Genomic DNA, 19864 nt, shown 5'->3' with positions numbered 1-19864 from the left:
CGACGCGCCGTCGATCGTCAAGGTCGTCGAGGCCACGCTCCCGGCGCGCGAGACCAAGCCCGCAAGCAACGTCGTCAGCGTCGCCCGGCGCCAGCGCTGATTGAGAACGGGGCCGCGTCCACCGGACGCGGCCCGCCCTCCGTTACTTGATGACCGCGCAGGCGATGCGGGCACCCGCATTGCCGATCGGCTGCGTGGCGTGGTCGTCCTCGTTGGCGTGGATGATCAGGGCCGAGCCGTCATTGTCCTTCAGGCCGCCCTCGCCGGTGAGCGGCGTGTCGCTCGACACCTCGGCATTCACCGAACCGTCGGCATTGGCGAAGACGTTCGGCAGGTCGCCCTCGTCGGGACCTTCGGCATTCAGCAGGCCGTGCTTGGCGTTGTCGTGATTGACGTGCGCCTTCGACTCCTGGAACTTGTCGGTGTCGGCGCAGCTGCCGATCGCGTGGAAATGGATGCCGTGCCAGCCGGGCGGCAGGCCGCCGGCCTGGATCGTCACCCGCATCACCAGGGTGTTGGCGCCGTCCCGGAGCGCGATCTTGCCGATCGTCTCCCCCTTGTTGTTGACGATCGGCGCATCGTAGGTCGTCGGCGCGGCTTGGTCGGCGGGCTTGTCCTGCGCGAGGGCCGGAGCCGCGAGGCCGAAGGCCAGGGCGCTCGCGAGCACGAACTGTCTCATGGGAAGAACTCTCCTCGTGTGCCGCCGTGTAGCTAGGGCGCGCGGCGCCGGTGGGGACGGCCGGGCGAGCCTGAAGCGACGACGAATCGGTCGTGAACGATCAAGGATCGAGGGGTGATGACGACGGGCGAGCGGCTGCGGGCCGACCGCCTCCTGGTGGAGGCGGGCCATTTCGAGAGCCGGGCACGCGCGAGAGGTGCGATCGAGGCCGGGCTGGTGCGGGCCGACGGCGTCGTCGTGCGCCGGGCCTCGGACCTGATCGCCAGGGATGCCGCCATCGTCGCCGAGGCGCCGCACCCCTACGTGTCCCGCGGTGGCCTGAAGCTCGCCGCCGCCCTCGACGCCTTCGCGCTCGACCCGGCGGGCCAGACCTGCCTCGATATCGGCGCCTCGACCGGCGGCTTCACCGACGTGCTGCTGCGCCGCGGCGCGGCCTTCGTCCACGCCGTCGATGTCGGTCGGGGCCAGCTCCATCCGAGCCTCGCCGGCGATCCCCGCGTGTCTGCTCTCGAGGCGACCGATGCCCGCTCCCTCAGCCCCTTTCCCGAGCCGCCCTCCCTCCTGGTGATCGACGTGAGCTTCATCTCCCTGCGCCTGGTCCTGCCGCCCGTGGTTCCGCTCCTGGCGCCCGACGCCGCCCTGGTGGCGTTGATCAAGCCGCAATTCGAGGCCGGGCGCGAGCATGTCGGCCGCGGCGGGCTGGTGCGGGACGAGGCCGTGCGGGACGCCGTCTGCGAGCGTATCCGGACGCTGATCGCGTCGCTCGGCTTTTCGATCCGCGGCCTGATCCCGTCGCCGGTCGAGGGCGGCGACGGCAACCGGGAATTCCTGATCGGCGCCGTGCGGGAGGCCGGGCGATGAGCGACGCGATGAGTGATGTCTTGGAAATCGCCCGCCTCGGCCTGCGCGGCGACGGGGTGACGCCGGACGGCGTGGTGGTGCCGGGCGCCTTGCCGGGCGAGACCGTGCGGGCGGAGCCGGAGGAGGGCACCCGCCCGCCGCGCGCCCGGCTCGACGCCGTGCTGGATGCGTCGCCGGACCGGATCGCTCCGTTCTGCCCGTATTTCGGCACCTGTGGCGGCTGCGCGATCCAGCACCTCGCGCCCGCACCCTACGCCGAGTGGAAGCGCGACCTCGTCGTCGGGGCGCTGGCGCGGGCCGGGATCGAGGCGCCGGTGGCGCCGCTCCTCGACGCCCACGGATCCGGGCGCCGCCGCATCACCCTGCACGTGCGCGCGGGCGAGGGCGGGCCCCAGGCAGGCTTCATGGCGGCGCGCAGCCACGCGCTGGTGCCGATCGACCATTGTCCGATCACCGAGCCGGCCCTCCACCGCGCGCCCGAGATCGCCCGCAGGGTGAGCCGGCCGCTGGGCGGCGGGGGCGGTAAGCCCCTCGACGTGCAGGTGACCGCCACCGCGGGTGGCCTCGACGTCGATATCCGCGGTCACGGGCCGGCCTCCGACCGGGCGCGCCAGGCCCTGGTGGGGCTCGCGGGCGAGCTCGACCTCGCCCGGCTCTCCCTCCACGGCGACGTCCTGATCGTGCGCCGCCCGCCGGAGATCCCCGCCGGCCGCTCCCGGCTGGTGCCGCCGGCCGGCGGCTTCCTGCAGGCGACGGCGGAGGGCGAAGCGGCGCTCGCCCGCCTCGTCGTCGAGGGCGTCGGCAAGGCCAAGCGCGTCGCCGATCTCTTCTCCGGCGCCGGCGCCTTCTCGCTGGCGCTCGCGGAAGGCCACACGGTCCACGCGGTCGAGGGGGAGGCCGCGGCGCTCGCCGCCCTCGATCGCGCCTTTCGCGAGACGGCGGGCCTGCGCACCATCACGACCGAGCGGCGCGACCTCTTCCGCCGCCCATTGCTGGCACCCGAGCTCGACCGTTACGACGCCGTGGTGTTCGACCCGCCCCGCGCCGGCGCCGAGGCGCAGAGCGCGCGGATCGCCGAATCGAAGGTGCCGGTGGTGGTCGGCGTCTCCTGCGACGCCGGCAGCTTCGCCCGCGATGCCGCCCTGCTGGTGCGCGGCGGCTACCGGCTGGAGGCGGTGACCCCGGTCGATCAGTTCCGCCACTCGCCGCATGTCGAGATCGTCGGGGTGTTCCGGCGGCCGGGGAAGAAGCGCTGACCTCGCTGCGGTTGCGGGCGTGACGCTGGGTGAGAGCGAGGCGCTGCCCGGTGGCCTGGGCGGTGACGAGGCGGAGCGGTGTGGTGGGCTGGGCGGCTCGGCGGCCCGGCGAACGGACTTGTCGTCGAGGGCCACGATGCGGCGGCTGTCCGGCTCGGCCGTGCGCACTTCATCCTGAGCTTGGGCGAAGGCTGCCATGAAGCGGCGGAAGGCGTCCTCGGGGCGTCGGGATCGCGAGCCTGGAACCCGGCCATGATCGGCCTCCTGGAGGTCAGGCAGCATCACAGCCATCCGCACCCTCCGGGACCAGACGGAGAACCCCATCTGCGATCGCCCTGCCCGCAAAAGGGGGGAGGGTTTCAGGGCGCGTCACACCACCGTGATTCCCACCTCCTCCGTCTGCGAGAACCCGTTATCCCCCGTCCAGGTGAAGGTCAGCGTCCCGGTCTTCGTCGCCACGGTGGTGAAGGTGAGGTAGGGATTTGCAGCGCTCGCAGGCGAGAGCTCGGCGCGAAACACCTCCTCGCCGTCGTAACGGCAGACGAACTCGGTGATGATGTTGCGGGGGATCAGGCGGCCGTCCGGGCCCGGGCGGTAGCCGGTCTCCATCGGGTGCGAGATCAGGGTCTTGATCTCGATCACCGCCCCGGCCTTGGCGGTCTTCGGCAGGTTGATGAGGGCGCGGGCCATCGTCACGATCCTTCCACGCAGGCCGCCAACGTCACGATCGCGTCGGCGGTGGCGGACCAGAAGGTGCCGTCGCGCATCTCCGCGATGGCGGTGATGGTCTGGGAATCGGCCAGGCGAATCCGGGTGTTGACCGCGGCGCGGCCGGACCGGGGTCCGAGATGCAAAGTCACCACGTGGGGCTGCGGGTTCTTGTCGTTGAACACCGCGATGCGGCGGACGTGATCGGCTTCGCTCATCGGGCTGTCGACGGTGATCGCCAGCGGCACGGTGTTGCCGTTCTCGACCAGCGGCGGCATGTCGAGGTGGATCCGGCCCGCCTGCACCGTCGCGCCGCCGGTGAAGCGGCGGATCGCCTCCACGGTGGCCTCGCGGCTCGGCCGGATGAGCGCGGCGACGCCCGGGCGCACCAGCGCCACGGTCAGCAGGCCGGCGCCTCCGGCGAGGATGGTGCGGCGGTGGAATCCTGCGCTCATGGCGTCTCGCGCCCTCCCTTCAGGGTGAGGAGATAGGCGATCACGTCCTCGATCTCCCCCGCCTCCAGCACCGGCCGGCCGCGCCAGGCGCTCGCGACCCGCGTGCCATCGGTCCGGTAATAGGAGGGCATCAGGGTGCCGGGGTTCAAGGCACGCCCGTCGACGAGGCGCAGCCGCAGCTGCCCCTCGGAGAGGCGCGCCCCGACATCGGCGAGGTCGGGCCCGAGATCGCCCGCCGGGGCTCTGCCGCCGAGGCCGGTATGGCAGAGCGGGCACAGGCCCTTGCGGGTGTCGGTGGCGATCGCCCTGCCACGCGCCGCATCGCCGGTCCGGCCGTCGAGCGGCCGCGGGATCGCGTCCCCGACGATCCCCACCGGAGCGAGCGCGGTCTGCGTGAGGGCGAGCAACGCGGCGATGTCTCGCCTCACCCGAACACCGCGGCCGTGATGGTGCGGTACCAGTCCGCGGCGTAACTGGCTTCCTGCCGGCGCACGGAATCGGGCGCATCGACCGGGCTGGTGCCGCCCGCGCCCTCGACATCGGCGAGCACGCCCTTGTCCGGATGGTACACTCCGGCGACCGAGATGCCGTAGCCCGGCGCGACCAGGCTGTAGCAGGTGTTGATCAGCTTCGGCTCCGCGGGCGTCCGCCCCGCCAGGAGGTCGATCACGGCCTCGGCACAGACCTTGGCCTGGGCATTGGCCGCGAAGGCGGATTTCGGCATCGCCCCGGCGATGGCCGCATCACCGACCACGTGGATCCGCGGCACCAGGCGCGACTCGAACGTGACCGGGTCGATCGGGCACCAGCCGGTCCGGTCGGCGACGCCGGCCGCGCTCGCGATCGGGGCCGCCCGCTGGGGCGGGATGATGCAGGCGACGTCGGCCTTGTAGGTCTCGAAGTCGGTGGCGACGCTCATCGCGCCGGGATCGACCGAGGTGACCTGGCCACCCGCGGCGAGTGGCACGTAGTCCAGGGTGCCGGGATAGAGCGCGCGCCACGCCTGCTCGAACAGCTTCTGCTTGGAGAACGTGTCCTTGGCGTCGAGCACGATCAGCTTGGCGCGGGGCTTCCGCGTCTTGAGAAAATGGGCGATCAGGCTCGCGCGTTCGTAGGGCCCGGGCGGGCAGCGATACGGATTTCCCGGCACCGACAGCACCACCGTGCCGCCCTCCGGCATCGCGGCGAGCTGGCGGGCGAGGAGTTCGGTTTGCGCGCCGGCCTTCCAGGCGTGGGGCATCGCCTCCGCGGCGGCCGCGTCGTAGCCCGGCAGGGCGTCGAAGCGCAGCGCGATCCCGGGCGACAGGATCAGCCGGTCGTAGTCGAGACTCGTGCCGTCGGCCAGCCGCACCTGCCGGGCGGTGCCGTCGATCGCCTCGGCGCTCGTCCTCGCCACGGTCACGCCGCTCGCCCGCACGCCGTCATAGCCGAAGGCCTGAGCCGACATGGGGCGCAGGCCCGCGATCACCTCGTTGCTGAACGGGCAGGCGTAGTAGGTCTCCGCCGGCTCGACCAGGGTGACGGCGAGGCCCGCCCGGTGCAGGACCCGCGCGGCGGTGATGCCACCGAATCCGCCGCCGACCACGACGACGCGCCCGCGGGTGCCCTGCGCGAGGGCCGGGCGCGAGAGGGCGGTGGCGAGCCCCGCCAGCAACGCCCGGCGGCCGATCCCGGTCAATGTCCGCCTCCCGCGATCCAGTCGGCGATCGCCCGGCTCTCCGATTCCGAAAAGCCCTTGGCGATGCGGTTCATCACCGTGGCCGGCCGGGCACCGGACCGGAAGGCGGCGAGCGAGGCCGCGATGTCCTCGGCCGAGTGGCCGGACAGGCTCGGCACCGCCCCGCTCGGGTGCCCGTGGCAGCCCGAGCAGGACGAGGCTCCCGGCGGCGGGGCGGCCGCCGCCGGGGTCGCCAGCAGCAGGAGGAGAAGGCCGAGCCTCACGCGCGCTTCAGGTCCGTGCGGCTCGCCGGGATCTGCCGCACCCGCTTGCCGGTGGCGGCGAAGACCGCGTTGAGCACGGCGGGCGCCGCCACCGCGATGGTCGGCTCGCCGACGCCGCCGATGAAGCCGCCCGACGGCATCAGGATCGCCTCCACCGCCGGCATCTCGTCCAGGCGCAGCACCGGGTAGGTGTCGAAATTGGTCTGCTCGATGCGGCCGTCCTTCACCGTGCACTCGCCGTAGAGCGCCGCCGACAGGCCGTAGACGAACGAGCCGGCGACCTGCGCCTCGATCTGCTGCGGGTTGACCGCGACGCCCGGGTCGGTGGCGGCGACGATGCGGTGGACCTTCACCTTGCCGTCATCGCCGACCGAGACTTCTGCCGCCGCCGCGACGTAGCTGCCGAAGCCCATGATCTGGGCGAGGCCCCGATGCACGCCGGCCGGCGGCTTCGTATCCCAGCCGATGCGCTCGGCGACCGCGTTCAGGACGGCGAGGTGCTTGGGGTGCTTGCCCATCAGCTTCCGGCGGAAGGCCAGCGGATCCTGCCCGGCCGCGTGCGCCACCTCGTCGAGGAAGCATTCGAGGTAGATCGCGTTCGGGTTGGTGTTCACCCCGCGCCAGAAGCCCGGGATGATCGGTGGGTTGCGCATGGCGTGGTCGATGAGCAGGTTCGGGACCGTGTAGCCGATCGCCGCCTCCGCCCCGCCGGGATTGAGCCCCTGGAACACCACCGGGTCCTTGCCGTCCGCTCCCAGCCGGCCCGGGATGATGCCGGCCAGGATCGACTGGCCGGAGATCCGCATGTGCAGGCCCGTGAGGTTGCCGCTCTCGTCGAGCGCCGCCCGCATCCGGCACTGGGTGACCGGGTGGTAGCGGCCATGGGTCATGTCCTCCTCGCGGGTCCAGATCAGCTTGACCGGGGTGCCGGGGAGTTCCTTGGCGATCAGCACCGCCTGGCGCACCCAGTCATGGGTGGCGCCGCGCCGGCCGAAGCCGCCGCCGAGATGGATCTTGTAGACGTCGCACTGGCGGGCCGAGAGGCCGGCGGCCTCCGCGGTCGCGGCCAAAGCCGCCTCGCCGTTCTGGGTCGGGGTCCAGACCTCGCAGCGCTCCGGCGTCCAGCGCGCCGTGGCGTTCATCGGCTCCATCGTGGCGTGGTTCTGGAACGGGTAGGAATAGGTCGCCTCGACGACCTTGGCGGCGCCTTTGAGCGCAGCGCCCGCATCGCCGGCCTTGTTGCCGACGAAGGCCTCCGGCGCGTCCAGGCCCTCCTTCAGCATCGCGGCGATCGTCTCGCTCGACACCTTGGCGTTCGGGCCCTCGTCCCAGACGATCGGCAGCGCCTCAACCGCGGTCTTGGCGCGCCAGAACGTGTCGGCGACGACGGCCACGGCGCTGTCGCCGACCCGCACCACCTTGCGCACGCCGGGCATCTTCTCCACGGCCGACGCATCGACGCTCTTCACGGTGCCGCCGACCACCGGGCAGTCGCGGATCGCGGCGTTGAGAAGGCCGGGCAGCTTGAGGTCGATGCCGTAGACCTGCGAGCCGTCGGTCTTCTCGACGGTGTCGAGGCGCTTCACCGGCTTGCCGGCGATGATCCAGTCCTTCGGATCCTTGAGCGGCACCTCCTTCGGCGGCTCCATCCGGCCGGCGGCGGCCGCGACCTTGCCGAAGGTGGTGGAGCGGCCGCTGCCTGCGTGGCTGATCGTGCCTTTCTCGACCCGGCACTCGCCGGGCGGGACGCCCCATTCCTGGGCTGCCGCCGCGACCAGCATGCTGCGGGCGGTGGCCCCGCCCTGGCGCACCGCGACGTAGGATTCGCGGATGCCGCGGCTGCCGCCGGTGGAGAAGTCGCCCCAGGCGCGGCCGCGGGCGAGGTTCTGGCCCGGGGTCGGGTACTCGGTGGTGACGCGGGCCCAGTCGCAGCCCAGTTCCTCGGCGACGAGCTGGGCGAGGCCGGTGAGCGTGCCCTGGCCCATCTCCGAGCGGGCGATGCGGATCACCACGGTCTCGTCCGGGCGCACCACCACCCAGGCATTGATCTCAGGGGCCGTCGCGGCGGGCGCGGCCGTGGCGCCCGGCAGATCGAAGCCCAGGGCCAGGCCGCCGGCCGCGGCGGCGGAGCCGGCGAGGAAGAAGCGGCGCGACAGGGTGGGGGAGGCGGTCGTCGTCATGGCGTGTCCCCTCAGCCGCGGCCGGTCTCGCCGCCCTGGGCGGCGAGGTTGATGCCGGCGAGCACCCGGTTGTAGGTGCCGCAGCGGCAGATATTGGTGATCTCCTGGCGGATCTCGGTCTCGCTCGGCTTCGGATTCTGCGCCAGCAGGGCGGCGGCGGCCATGATCATGCCGGACTGGCAGAAGCCGCATTGCGGCACGTCGAGCTCGGCCCAGGCCTTCTGCACCGGGTGCGAACGGTCCGGGCTCAGGCCCTCGATGGTGACGATCGTCTGGCCTGGCTCGACTGCGGAGACCGGAAGCGAGCAGGAGCGCACCGCCTGCCCGTCGATATGGACCGTGCAGGCGCCGCACTGGGCGATGCCGCAGCCGTACTTGGTGCCGGTGAGGCCGACCTGCTCGCGGATCACCCAGAGCAGCGGCGTGTCGGGCTCCGCCTCGACCTCGCGCACGGAGCCGTTCACGTTCAGGCGTATCATGGGCGCTTCCGTTCGATTGGGCCGGCGCTTCGGCGCCGTGATGGGGTTCGGCGGTCGCGTGGGACGGCGCCGTCGGGCCGTTGGTTCGCACTTTGTAGCGATAACAATGTCGAGGTGGACGGCTGTGTCTGTCAATTGACGGATGCGCGAGCGGGAGGAGGCAACCGTGGATGGCGTGCCTTCGCGCGCGTTGCCTGACAGGCTTTCCGCATCGGTTTCAGCTCGCGAGCCGCGGATGACCGTTCACGTCCCGCCCGACACCCCGCTCCCGCGCCGGTTCACGGTCAGCGACCTGCGGCTGATGCTGGCCGCCGGGATCTTGCGCGAGGACGAGCGGGTCGAACTCCTGGATGGAGAGCTGGTCGAGATGGCGGCGAAGGGCTTCGCGCACGACGCCGTGAAGAACGCGCTGATGCGCCGCCTCGTCCCGTTGCTCCCGGAGACGGTCTATCTCGGCATCGAGAGCACGCTCCAGTTCGGGCCGGGACTGTTCCTCGAACCCGATCTTCTCCTCGCCCCGATGAGCGCCCGCAGCGCCTCGCCCGAGGGCTTCTGCACCATCCCGGGCCCCGGGATCCTGCTGGTGATCGAGGTCGCAAGCTCGAGCCTCGCCTACGACCGCGGGCGCAAGGCGGCGCTCTACGCCCGGTGCGCAGGAGCGCGAGGCCCGGGTACACCGGGCGCCGGTGGACGCCTACCGCGACGTGACCGAGCGATCCCGGGACGAAGTCCTGCGGCCGGGGGCGGCTGTGCTGGCAGCGATCACGGCGCCGCTCGCGGAACTCGGTTGAGGTCCTCTCCTGTACAAGCGCGGGATCCCCTCTCCCACCCGGGAGAGGGGAGATTGCGCCCGTCCTTGCGAGGTCTTGGCAGCGTAGAAGTCTTTTCCCTCACGTCCGCTCCGCCACCGCCTTCCCCCCGTGCTTCTGGCGCAGCGCGTCGATCTGCTCCTCGGCCTGGCGGAAGGTGGCGAGGCTCGGGCCGGTCAGCTCCCGGGCGCTCGGCAGGCGGATCTTCATCGGGTCGACGAAGCGGCCGTTGATCGCGACCTCGTAGTGGACGTGCGGGCCGGTCGAGAGGCCGGTGGTGCCCACCGCGCCGATCACCTGGCCGAGGCGTACCCGGGCGCCCGGCGCGATGCCGCGGGCGATCCGGGCCATGTGGTTGTAGGCGGTGGTGTAGCCGTTGGCGTGCTGGATCTCGACCCGGTTGCCGTAGCCGGAGCGGGCGCCGGCCGACACGATGGTGCCGTCGCCGGTCGCCATGATCGGCGTGCCGCGGGTCGCCGCCCAGTCGACGCCGTTATGGGGCCGGTAATAGCCGAGGATCGGGTGCAGGCGGGCGCCGAAGGGCGATGAGATCCGCCCCTCCGCCACCGGGCGGCGCATCAGGAATTTCTGGCTCGAGCGGCCGTTCGGGTCGAGGTAGTCGACCTCGCTCGAGCCCGGCACCCGGTAGCGGTAGAGGCCGAAGGTCTCGTCGTGGACGCGCAGGCCCACATAGAGCAGTTCCGGCCGGGCATCCTCGTCCTCGGTGAAGAACAATTCGGCGCGGTCGCCCGGGGTGGTGCGCTGCTGCAGGTCGGTGGAGGTCGCGAGCGCCATGACCATCTCCTCGATGATCGGGCGCGGCACGCCGTTCTTGAGCGCGGTGCCGTACAGGCTCTCGTAGAGCGTGACGCCGGATTCCTCGTCGTCGTCCTGCGCCGTGTCCGGCTTGGGCGGCGCCACCGAGACGAAGCCGCCGCGGTCGTTGGCCGCCACGATCTCCTGGATGCCGTCCTCGCCGTAGAGCGTCACCCGGGCGATGCCGCGGCTCTCGGGATGATGGCCGTCGCCTTGGGGCGCGATGAGGAGGCGGACGTGCTGGCCCTCGGACAGGTCGGTCTTCGCCCGGCCGCTGAGGCTTCCCATGAGGGCGGCGAGCCGCTCCGGCTCCGCGCCATTGTGCTTCAGGAGATCCGCGAGGCTCTGGTCCTTGGCGAGCACGAGGTCACGCTCCTCGACCAGCCGCGCGCCGTCCCCGCCGGTGCTGGTCTCGGCGATCTCGGTCAGGTTCTCGGGGAGGATCCGGACCTCGATGTTGCGGAAGCGCGCCTCCAGCCCGGGATCGTCGGGCAGGGCGGCCGGCCGCAGGGCGCGGGAGAGCAGGCGCTCGGCCGGAAAGGCCGGCGGCAGCATCCCGCCGGCGAGGGACTGGGTCTCGGCCACCAGGGCGTCGACCTCGGCATCGGCGAGGGCCGGCGCGCCCTCCTCCAGCGCGGCCTCGGCGAGGGGGCTGCGCACCAGGGTCACGGCGGTCTCGGCCGGGTCCGAATCGCCCTCGGGGGCGGCCGGGGCCTCGATCCGCGCGCTGCGCAGGGGATCGAAAGGCGGTACCGGCACGTCCGGGGCGCGAAGGGGCAGCTCGGTGGCGATCTGCACGTAGGCGTGGACGCGGATCACCTCGCGCTCGCCGGCGCGCTCCGTCATCGGCGCCTTGAAGACGGTCTTGGCCGCCACGATCATCTCGTCGCGCACCAGCCGGTCGCCCTTGCGGGCGACGTCGCCGGCGGCGCCCTCGCTATGGGGCGGCAGGGCCCGCTCCGGCGGCGTCGCCACCACGCCGTCGGCGGCGGCGAGGTAGAGCGCGACGCCGATCAGCCCGGCGCCGGTGATTCCGGTGAGCAGGCTGCCGGCGAGCCAGCGCAGGTTGAGGGCCTGCCGGGGCGGTACCGCAGTGGCGGTACCGGGGAGGGAGGGCGCGTCGACGAAAGCGGACAAGGACTAAGGGCCCTGGACTCAGGCGGATGGTGAAGGTCCGCCCTTGGCGCCGAAACCGTGACCGTTTTGAGACGCGGAATCCTTACTCCGCCGCGGCCCGCGGGGCGTAGCCGAGCCGGGTGTTCAGCTCGTCGATCAGGGAGGAGGCGGCCTCCGCGATGACGGTGCCGGGCGGGAAGATCGCCGAGGCGCCAGCCTGGCGCAGGGCCGCGAAGTCGCCCGGCGGGATCACGCCGCCGACCACGATCATCACGTCGGGCCGGCCGGCCTCGTCGAGCGCCCGCTTCAGCTCCGGCACCAGCGTCAGGTGACCGGCGGCGAGCGACGAGACGCCGACGATGTGGACGTCGTTCTCCACCGCCTGGCGCGCCGCCTCCTCGGGGGTGGCGAAGAGCGGCCCGATATCGACGTCGAAGCCGAGATCGGCGAAGGCCGAGGCGATCACCTTCTGGCCGCGGTCGTGCCCGTCCTGGCCCATCTTGGCGACGAGGATGCGCGGGCGGCGACCGTCCGCCTCCTCGAAGGCCTCGACCTGCCCGCGCACCCGCTCGACCGCCGCCGACATGCCGCCCATCTCCCGCTTGTAGACGCCCGAGATCGCCCGGATCTCGGCCCGGTGCCGGCCCCAGGCCCGCTCCAGCGCCTCCGAGATCTCGCCCACCGTGGCCTTGGCTCGCGCCGCCTCGACGGCGAGGCCTAACAGGTTGCCTGAGCCTTTCGCCGCCTCGGTCAGGGCCGCGAGCCGGGCCTCGACCGCTTGCCCGTCGCGCTCGGCGCGCAGGCGCTTCAGCTTGTCGATCTGGAGGGTGCGGACGTTGCCGTTGTCGACCCGCAGCAGGTCGATCGCCCGGTCGCCATCGGGCTTGTAGCGGTTGACGCCGACGATGACCTGCTGGCCCGAATCGATCCGCGCCTGGGTGCGGGCCGCCGCCTCCTCGATGCGCAGCTTCGGGATGCCGGCCTCGATCGCCTTCGCCATGCCCCCCAGCGCCTCGACCTCGCGGATATGGGCGGAAGCCCGGGCGACGAGGTCCTGCGTCAGCCGCTCGACATAGTAGGAGCCGCCCCACGGATCGATGATCCGGGTCGTGCCGCTCTCCTGCTGCAGGAAGAGCTGGGTGTTGCGGGCGATGCGGGCCGAGAAGTCGGTGGGGAGCGCCAGGGCCTCGTCGAGCGCGTTGGTGTGCAGCGACTGGGTGCCGCCTTGCGTGGCCGCCATCGCCTCGACGCAGGTGCGGGTGACGTTGTTGAACACGTCCTGGGCGGTGAGCGACCAGCCGCTCGTCTGCGAGTGGGTGCGCAGCGCCAGCGACTTGTCGGATCTGGGAGCGAAATCCTTGACCAGGGAGGCCCAGAGCAGGCGTGCCGCCCGCATCTTGGCCACCTCCATGAAGAAATTCATCCCGATCGCCCAGAAGAACGACAGGCGCGGGGCGAACTTGTCGATGTCGAGCCCCGCCGCCATCCCGGCGCGGATGTACTCGACGCCGTCGGCGAGCGTGTAGGCGAGCTCGAGGTCCTGCGTCGCCCCGGCCTCCTGCATGTGGTAGCCGGAGATCGAGATCGAGTTGAACTTCGGCATGTGGGCCGAAGTGTAGCCGAAGATGTCCGAGATGATCCGCATCGACCCGGCCGGCGGGTAGATGTAGGTGTTGCGGACCATGAACTCCTTGAGGATGTCGTTCTGGATCGTGCCGGCGAGCTTTTCCGGGGCGACGCCCTGCTCCTCCGCGGCGACGATGTAGAGGGCGAGGACCGGCAGCACGGCGCCGTTCATCGTCATCGACACGGTCATCTGGTCGAGGGGGATGCCTGAGAACAGTGTCCGCATGTCGTAGATCGAATCGATCGCGACACCCGCCATGCCGACATCGCCCGAGACCCGCGGATGATCGGAATCGTAGCCGCGATGGGTGGCGAGGTCGAAGGCGACCGACAGCCCCTTCTGCCCGGCCGCGAGGTTGCGGCGGTAGAAGGCGTTCGAATCCTCGGCCGTGGAGAAGCCGGCATATTGCCGGATCGTCCAGGGCTGGGTCGCGTACATGGTCGGGTAGGGGCCGCGCAGGAACGGCGCGATGCCCGGATACGAGCCGGCGAGGTCGATCCCCTCCCGGTCCCGCGGGCCGTAGGCCCCCTTCACCGGAATGCCCTCGGGGGTCATCCAGGGCTCGGCGGCGGCCGCGGTCGCGGCCGGGCTGGCCGCCGCGACCGGCGCGAAGGCGATTTCCGAGAAATCCGGGATGCGGGTCATCGGCCTGCGGCTCTCGTTGCTGGCGTTCCTTGTCGATGACTTATAGGGGCGGGTGCCGCTGGGGCCAATGGGTCGAGGGTCGGGGGCGCGGCGTTCAGCGCGCCTCGTCGCCCCCCGCCACCCGGCCGCGGGCCCGCGCCCGCACCCAGTCGCGCCGCCGCTGATCCGCCTTCGACTCGGTCGCCTCCCGCTCCGCCGGCACGGTGGCGTAGAAATCCGCGACCGTGGCGCCGCCATGGATGCGTTGGCCGCGGCCGGCCTCGTGACGCAGCCGCCAGCAGCCGAGCGCCTGGCGCTCGCCGTCGCTCCGGGCACGGGTGCAGGCCTCCGCCCGGTTGTCGCGGGGCGAGGCCGCGGCGCTGCCCGCGAGAGCGGCGAGCGCGAGGGAGCCGAGGAGGGCGAGACGGGTGAAGGCGCGATGAGACAGCGGCGGCGTGCGGAGCATTCCGGACCTTTCGTACGGGGAAGCTGTCAGCCTAGAGACCCGCCCCCATGCCTGCAACCTTGCCGGATCCCCGGCCGAACCGCCGGACGGCGTTCGCCGTCCCGAGCGCGGCCATTGACGCGGCACCCGCCCGGCCCACTTCCCCGCCAGCCGCAGCTGGTGTCCTGTCGGCCAGGTCCTTATCGGAGTGACGAAGACGGTGCCCGATCGCTTCCTGCGGGTCGCCCTGACCGCCGCCCTGGTGCTGCTCGCGCTGTTCGTCGCGCAGCCCTACGTCACGAGCCTGCTGTTCTCCGCCGACGCGCCCCGGGCGGTGACGGCGCGGGGCGACCTCTCGCAGGCCGAGGCCTCGACCGTCGCGCTGTTCGAGCGCGCCGCCCCCTCGGTGGTCTACGTCTTCGCGCGGGCGCAGCAGGGGGCCATGTCGTTCGATCCCGAGACCGGCGAGCGCCGGCAGGGCGGGGGCGAGCAGACCGGCTCGGGCTTCGTCTGGGACGCGGCGGGCCACATCGTGACCAACAACCACGTCATCCAGGGCGGCGGCGACATCCAGGTCCGGCTCTCCACCGGCGAGGTGGTGCCCGCGACCGTGGCCGGCACCGACCCGAACTACGACTTGGCGGTCCTGAAGCTCGGCCGCGTCAGCGCCGCGCCGCCGCCGATCGCCATCGGCACCTCCGGCGACCTCAAGGTAGGGCAGTTCACCTACGCCATCGGCAACCCGTTCGGCCTCGACCACACCCTGACCACCGGGGTGGTGAGCGCGCTCCAGCGCCGGCTGCCGACCGCCGAAGGGCGGGAACTGTCCGGGGTGATCCAGACCGACGCGGCGATCAACCCGGGCAATTCGGGCGGGCCGCTGCTCGATTCCGCCGGACGGCTGATCGGCGTCAATACCGCGATCTTCTCGCCCTCGGGCGCCAGCGCCGGCATCGGCTTCGCCATCCCCGTCGACGTGGTCAACCGGGTGGTGCCGAACCTGATCCGCACCGGCCGCACCCCGACCCCCGGCATCGGCATCGTGGCCGCGAGCGAGGATGCGGCGGCGCGGCTCGGCATCGACGGCCTCGTGGTGGTGCGGGTGCTGCCGGGATCGCCGGCGGCCGCCGCGGGCCTCGAGGGCGTCGATTCGGCGACGGGCGAGCTCGGCGACATCATCATGGGGGTGAACGGCCGCCCGGTGCGGCGGCTGGCCGACCTCATCGCGGCGCTCGAATCCGCCGGCGTCGGCAGCAGCGTGGCGCTCCAGGTCGAGCGCGACGGGCGGGCGATCACCCTCATGGTCACTCCGGCGGATATGGGTCAGCGCCGGCGCTGAACGTCGGAGCATTTTTCGACGGAGTCGATTTCGGTTCGTCGCAGAAGATGCGGCACAAGCAAGACCCGAGGGCATCCCCCGATTGCCGCGCGATCGGATGATGACGTCGATCGCGCGTCAGCGCCGGACCCGCTATCATGGCGCCGACCCGTCCCGGAGCCCGCCTCGTGACCGCACGCCTCCTCGCTGCCCTCGTCCTCATGGCTGCCGCGCTGCCGGCTTCCGCGGCTGAGCGCGGCACCCGCATGCCCCGCCTGTGCCCGCAGGACGCGCCGCCCGGCGTGCGCCTGCCCGACCGACCCGACTGCCGCGAGGTCCCCCCGGCCGCCGTCAGGGCCACGGCCCCGGGCTTCATCGATCTCGGCAACGACACCTCGCTGCGCGTCAGCGGTCGGGCCGCCTACGAGGTGGGCTACACACGGCGATAGGCCTCCCATCGGGAGAGAGCTCGCTCCCCAATTGGTTAAGATCCGGACCGAATCGCCCTCCGGGACCTGCCCCGCCGGAACCCTCCGGGCCTCCGCCGCATTCGCTCCTCGAGGCGAGACGGAGGGCGCGATGATCCTTGCAGCCTGCGAGGGCCGGCACTGGCAGTACGAGATCCTCGAGCATGCCGACGGCTACGTCGTGCGGATGCGCGATCTCGATACCGGCGACATCGACGAGGATGGCGCCACGGTCTTCCGCACCATGCCGGTCGCCTTCGCGTTCGCCGAGATGTCCGCCGCCTTCGACCGTTTCACCGCCTCGACCGAGGAGGAGGCGGACGACGCCGAGATGGCCACCGACTTCGCGGTGAGCGAGCAGGCCTTCTGCGACCTCAGCAGCCGCCTGTGCGACGGCGGCGTCGCCGGCAGCCTGGTCCAGGCCTGGGAGCGCCGGCCGGCGGACGGGCCGCGTCTGACGCTGCATTAGAGCATTTTCCGACGACGTAGACACCGGTTCGTCGAAGTAAATGCGGCACATCAAAGACCTGGAGCACGGCCCGATCGCAACGTGATCGGGCCGTGCTCCAAGGCCTCACGACCCCAGTCGCTTGAGCACGGCGGCTGCTGCCCGCTCACCGTCGAGCGTCGCTCCGCCCACCGTCATCGCCGCCCCGCCCGCCGCGGCCTCGCCGGCGAGGAAGATCCGCTCGGCCACCGGCTGGCGCAGGGCCTCGCGCGCGGCGAGGTGGCCCGGCCGCGCGATCGAGTAGCTGCCGCGGGCGAACGGATCGGTCCACCAGGCGGCGAGGCGGCCTCCCGTGATGGCGGCGCGGATGTCGGCGCCGAAGACGCTCACGAGATGGTCGGTCGCCGCGGCGAGCGCCGCCGCCTCGCCGGCCTCGCACAGGGCGCGGGCGCCGTCGCCGCCGCAATGGAGCACGGCCAGCGGCTTTCCGAACGGCTGCATCTCCAGGTAGGCGGTGAGGCCGGGCGTGCCGCTCCGCAGGATCACGGCGTCGCGCAGGTCCTGGGCCCGCAGCCGGGCCGGTTCGAGGGCGAGGCCGATCTTGGTGTAGGCGCCCATCGCCAGCCCCGCCACCGCCTCGCCGGTCGTCGCCGGCAGGTCGGGGGTGAAGCGCAAGGACCCCGAGGCCAACACGCCGACCGGCACCGTCACGATGGCGCAGGTCGCCCGCAGGATTCCGCGGGGCGTCTCCACGGCGACGCCCTGGCCGCGCCAGTCGATGCCCGTCACGGGGGTGTCCAGCCGCACCGGCAGGTCGGCGTAGTGACCAGCGACCAGGGCGCCGTAGCCGTCGACCCAGATGTCGTCGCCGGACCAGAGCTGGTCGTAATCGGCGCAGGAGACCCGGTCGGGCTCCTCGCCGAGGGTGAGGCGGGTGAGCCCGGTGGCGGCGGCCCGCGCCGCCTCGTCCTCGCCGGCCACCGCCTGCGCCACCGAGCGGTCCGGGCCGGCCGGGTGGTCGAGGACGGCGCTCACCCGCCCGAAGCCCGCCCGGCGCTGGCGCCGCTCGGCCTCGCTCGCCCGCGCGCCGTCCTTCACCAGCACCGGCCAGGGGCTGGTGGCATCGTCGCTGGTGCGCACGCGCGCCGCTTGCGCGATCTCCCGCCACGGGTTGCGCTCGGCCCAGTGCACGTACTGCCCGCCGGCATCGAAGCTGCGCCCCAGCCCCAAGCCGGTCTCGGTGAAGGCACGTCCGCCGATGCGCCCGCGCGCCTCCAGCACCACGACGCTGTGGCCGCTGCGCTGGATCGCCGCCGCCGCGGCGAGGCCGGCGGCGCCGGCGCCGATCACCGCGACGTCGGCATCCGCCGCGGCGCGGGCTTTGGTCGACGCGGCCAGGAAAGCCGCCCCGGCCAGCAGGGAGCGACGCGACAGCGTCATTCCGGGATTCTCCCATGGTTCGTGTCCGCTTCACCTCGGCGGAGACCGGGTGCCGGCAAGGCTCGCGCGGCGAAATATCGCCTGTTCGTGCCTGGTCCAGACTTCACAGGGTCGCGACCCACGGGCGATCTCCTGCGGTTGCGCGTACTGGACGTCGCTAGCCGAGGCAGGGTTGCCGGCGTCTCGAACCCTCACGGCCTGTTCAGGAACCCTCGCGGTGATTCCTTGACCGTGCTCTGCCGACGCGATAGCCGTCTCCGATGCGTCCCGTCATCGCCTCCACTCTGCGAATGACCCGGCCCGACCGCGCGAGGTCCGGCCGGAGAGGGTGATGCGCGCCGAGCGCGCGACAGGCGAGAGCGCCGAACCCAAGCCCTTCCGTGCCGCGCGGGAGGGCTTTTTTCGTGTCTGCGGGTTCGGCGCGTCCACCCTCTTCCACACGGGACGCACCCTCATGTCACGCCGTATCCTCATCACGAGTGCCTTGCCCTATGTCAGCGGTGCCAAGCATCTCGGCAACCTCGTCGGCTCCCTGCTACCCGCCGATGTACATGCGCGCTTCCACCGTCAGATCGGCAGCGATGTGCTGTTCGTCTGCGCCACCGACGAGCACGGCACGCCCACCGAGATCGCGGCGGCGCGAGCCGGCCTCGATCCCCGCCGCTTCTGCGACGATGCCCATGCCCGTCAGGCGGAGACCTATCGCCGCTTCGGGCTGAGCTTCGACCATTTCGGCCGCTCCTCCGCGTCCTCCAACCACGCGCTGACCCAGCACTTCTACCGCCGTCTCGATGCGGCAGGGCTCATCGCGGAGCGCGACGTGCGGCAGGTCTGGGCGCCGGCCGACGGTCGCTACCTGCCGGACCGCTACGTGCTCGGGACGTGTCCGCATTGCGGGGACGCGGATGCGCGGGGCGATCAATGCGACGCCTGCGGTACCCTGCTCGATCCCGAGGAACTGGTCGCGCCGCGCTCGGCGGTATCGGGAGACACCGGGCTGATCTTGCGCGAGAGCCGCCACCTGTTCCTGAGGCAGTCCGCCCTCGTCGATCGGCTGAACGGATGGCTTGATACCCGCTCGGGCTGGCCGCCCTTCGTCGCGTCTCTGGCGCGAAGCTGGCTAACAGCCGATCTCAAGGACCGCTGCATCACGCGCGATCTCAGCTGGGGCGTGCCGGTGCCGCGTGCCGGCTTCGAGGAGAAGGTGTTCTACGTCTGGTTCGACGCGCCGATCGCCTACATCGCGGCCACGCAGGATTGGGCGGCGGCCCGGGGCCGCGACTGGCGCGACTGGTGGTGGGACGGGGCGGTGCGCGACAGCCGCTACGTCCAGTTCCTGGGCAAGGACAACGTGCCCTTCCACACTGTGAGTTTCCCCGGGACCCTGCTCGGTTCGGGCGAGCCCTGGCGTACCGTCGATGTCATCAAAGGCTTCCACTGGCTGACCCACGAGGGCGACAAGTTCTCGACCAGCCGGAAACGCGGATTGTCCTGCGACGCGGCGCTCGATGCGCTGCCGGCCGACCTCTGGCGATGGTGGCTGATCGCGAACGCGCCGGAAACGGCCGACGTGAGCTTCCAGGCTGCACGGTTCGCGGCGGATGTGAACAAGGATCTCGCCGATGTATTCGGCAACCTCGTGCAGCGGGTGACGCGTTTCGCAGTGTCGGCCTTCGCGGGTCCGGTTCCGGCCGGGGGACCGCCGGGCGCGCTCGAACGCGCGCTCGCGGCCGATGTCACGAGTCGGGTCGCCACGATCCGCGCGCAACACGAGGCACGGGAGTTCCGGCGCGCCGCCGCGGAGACGCGGGCGCTCTGGGCCCGGGCGAACGCCTATGTTCAGGACGCGGCGCCGTGGTCGACCGTACGGCGCGACCGCCCGCGAGCAGCCCTGGTCACCCGCGTTGCCCTCGGGCTCATCGAGCTGTGCGCCACAGTGGCCTGGAGCATCATTCCGGGCCTCGCGGCATCGGCCATCACGGCGGTCGGCGGAACGGCGACCGTGGCCGTGCCGGAATGGCCCGCCGATGCTGAGGACGTCCTGATCGGCGATCGGAGCCGCGACGCGAGACGGCCGATCCCGTTCGAGCCGGTCGTGAAGGTCGGTGCGGAGAACCTGGACGCCGCCTGTCGCTGAGGGGAGGTGCCGGCTCTGCGTGAAAGCGGTCGCGAAGGCCGGCATGGTCGCGCTGCGT

The 19864-nt window shown here is 72.1% G+C and carries 19 protein-coding genes and 1 pseudogene; 7 read left to right on the top strand and 13 right to left on the bottom strand.

Features of this window, described 5'->3' with window-relative positions; all coding sequences use genetic code 11:
* Positions 1-142: 142 nt before the first annotated feature.
* Positions 143-679, bottom strand: coding sequence for a superoxide dismutase family protein (locus MFF64_RS25245; RefSeq protein ID WP_238192721.1), 537 nt, complete (start codon positions 677-679; stop codon positions 143-145).
* A gap of 117 nt (positions 680-796) precedes the next feature.
* Here MFF64_RS25245 and MFF64_RS25240 point away from each other — a divergent pair, with 117 nt between their 5' ends.
* Entirely contained in the window at positions 797-1540 is a 744-nt protein-coding gene (locus MFF64_RS25240) for a TlyA family RNA methyltransferase (protein WP_099902810.1), read from the top strand.
* An 8-nt stretch (positions 1541-1548) separates the two neighbouring features.
* Positions 1549-2796: a class I SAM-dependent RNA methyltransferase gene (locus MFF64_RS25235; RefSeq protein WP_425324370.1), complete on the top strand. Its 1248-nt coding sequence runs from the start codon at positions 1549-1551 to the stop codon at positions 2794-2796.
* Positions 2797-3165: 369 nt separating this feature from the next.
* Here MFF64_RS25235 and soxZ read toward each other — a convergent pair whose 3' ends face one another.
* From soxZ to MFF64_RS25195, 8 genes are all read right to left on the bottom strand, one after another.
* Positions 3166-3486: a thiosulfate oxidation carrier complex protein SoxZ gene (soxZ, locus tag MFF64_RS25230; RefSeq protein WP_238192720.1), complete on the bottom strand. Its 321-nt coding sequence runs from the start codon at positions 3484-3486 to the stop codon at positions 3166-3168.
* Between the two features lie 2 nt (positions 3487-3488).
* Positions 3489-3959, bottom strand: coding sequence for a SoxY-related AACIE arm protein (locus MFF64_RS25225; RefSeq protein WP_099902348.1), 471 nt, complete (start codon positions 3957-3959; stop codon positions 3489-3491).
* Entirely contained in the window at positions 3956-4375 is a 420-nt protein-coding gene (gene soxX, locus MFF64_RS25220) for a sulfur oxidation c-type cytochrome SoxX (RefSeq protein ID WP_099902353.1), read from the bottom strand. Before soxX ends, MFF64_RS25225 begins: the two co-directional genes overlap by 4 nt.
* 8 nt (positions 4376-4383) lie before the next feature.
* Positions 4384-5637, bottom strand: coding sequence for an NAD(P)/FAD-dependent oxidoreductase (locus MFF64_RS25215; protein ID WP_099902350.1), 1254 nt, complete (start codon positions 5635-5637; stop codon positions 4384-4386).
* Positions 5634-5900, bottom strand: coding sequence for a c-type cytochrome (locus MFF64_RS25210; RefSeq protein WP_238192718.1), 267 nt, complete (start codon positions 5898-5900; stop codon positions 5634-5636). Before MFF64_RS25210 ends, MFF64_RS25215 begins: the two co-directional genes overlap by 4 nt.
* A complete protein-coding gene (locus MFF64_RS25205) occupies positions 5897-8080 on the bottom strand; it encodes a xanthine dehydrogenase family protein molybdopterin-binding subunit (protein ID WP_238192717.1) in 2184 nt (727 codons plus the stop codon). Before MFF64_RS25205 ends, MFF64_RS25210 begins: the two co-directional genes overlap by 4 nt.
* A gap of 11 nt (positions 8081-8091) precedes the next feature.
* Positions 8092-8559 (bottom strand): (2Fe-2S)-binding protein, encoded by a 468-nt coding sequence (locus MFF64_RS25200; RefSeq protein WP_099902420.1) that lies wholly within the window; start codon positions 8557-8559, stop codon positions 8092-8094.
* Between the two features lie 217 nt (positions 8560-8776).
* Positions 8777-8950: a hypothetical protein gene (locus tag MFF64_RS25195; protein WP_238192726.1), complete on the bottom strand. Its 174-nt coding sequence runs from the start codon at positions 8948-8950 to the stop codon at positions 8777-8779.
* Here MFF64_RS25195 and MFF64_RS25190 point away from each other — a divergent pair.
* Positions 8927-9148 (top strand): annotated as a pseudogene (locus tag MFF64_RS25190) (Uma2 family endonuclease); the annotation flags it as partial. The gene MFF64_RS25195 and the pseudogene MFF64_RS25190 overlap by 24 nt on opposite strands.
* A 301-nt stretch (positions 9149-9449) precedes the next feature.
* On the opposite strand, the gene MFF64_RS25185 reads toward MFF64_RS25190, so the two are convergent.
* The 3 genes from MFF64_RS25185 to MFF64_RS25175 all read right to left on the bottom strand — a co-directional run bounded on the left by MFF64_RS25185 (position 9450) and on the right by MFF64_RS25175 (position 14017).
* A complete protein-coding gene (locus MFF64_RS25185) occupies positions 9450-11321 on the bottom strand; it encodes a M23 family metallopeptidase (RefSeq protein WP_238192716.1) in 1872 nt (623 codons plus the stop codon).
* 82 nt (positions 11322-11403) lie between these two features.
* Entirely contained in the window at positions 11404-13572 is a 2169-nt protein-coding gene (gene scpA / locus MFF64_RS25180) for a methylmalonyl-CoA mutase (RefSeq protein WP_238192715.1), read from the bottom strand.
* 94 nt (positions 13573-13666) lie between these two features.
* On the bottom strand, positions 13667-14017 hold the full coding sequence (locus tag MFF64_RS25175; RefSeq protein ID WP_099903403.1) for a hypothetical protein: 351 nt from the start codon (positions 14015-14017) through the stop codon (positions 13667-13669).
* Between the two features lie 199 nt (positions 14018-14216).
* Here MFF64_RS25175 and MFF64_RS25170 point away from each other — a divergent pair, with 199 nt between their 5' ends.
* From MFF64_RS25170 to MFF64_RS25160, 3 genes are all read left to right on the top strand, one after another.
* Complete coding sequence (locus MFF64_RS25170) at positions 14217-15335, top strand: S1C family serine protease (protein ID WP_238192714.1); 1119 nt, start codon at positions 14217-14219, stop codon at positions 15333-15335.
* A 167-nt stretch (positions 15336-15502) separates the two neighbouring features.
* Positions 15503-15763, top strand: a complete 261-nt coding sequence (locus MFF64_RS25165; RefSeq protein WP_238192713.1) for a hypothetical protein — start codon at positions 15503-15505, stop codon at positions 15761-15763.
* Between the two features lie 130 nt (positions 15764-15893).
* The gene (locus tag MFF64_RS25160; RefSeq protein ID WP_099903329.1) at positions 15894-16250 is read left to right on the top strand and encodes a hypothetical protein; all 357 of its coding nucleotides are present in this window, start codon (positions 15894-15896) and stop codon (positions 16248-16250) included.
* A gap of 105 nt (positions 16251-16355) precedes the next feature.
* On the opposite strand, the gene MFF64_RS25155 is transcribed toward MFF64_RS25160, so the two are convergent.
* Positions 16356-17669, bottom strand: coding sequence for a flavin monoamine oxidase family protein (locus tag MFF64_RS25155; protein WP_099903331.1), 1314 nt, complete (start codon positions 17667-17669; stop codon positions 16356-16358).
* A gap of 331 nt (positions 17670-18000) precedes the next feature.
* Between MFF64_RS25155 and metG the strand changes: the two genes are divergently transcribed.
* Entirely contained in the window at positions 18001-19806 is a 1806-nt protein-coding gene (gene metG, locus MFF64_RS25150) for a methionine--tRNA ligase (RefSeq protein ID WP_238192712.1), read from the top strand.
* Positions 19807-19864: the final 58 nt, after the last annotated feature.

Source organism: Methylobacterium frigidaeris (genome assembly GCF_022179185.1).
Lineage (GTDB): Bacteria > Pseudomonadota > Alphaproteobacteria > Rhizobiales > Beijerinckiaceae > Methylobacterium > Methylobacterium frigidaeris.
This window is presented reverse-complemented; position numbering and strand designations above follow the sequence as displayed.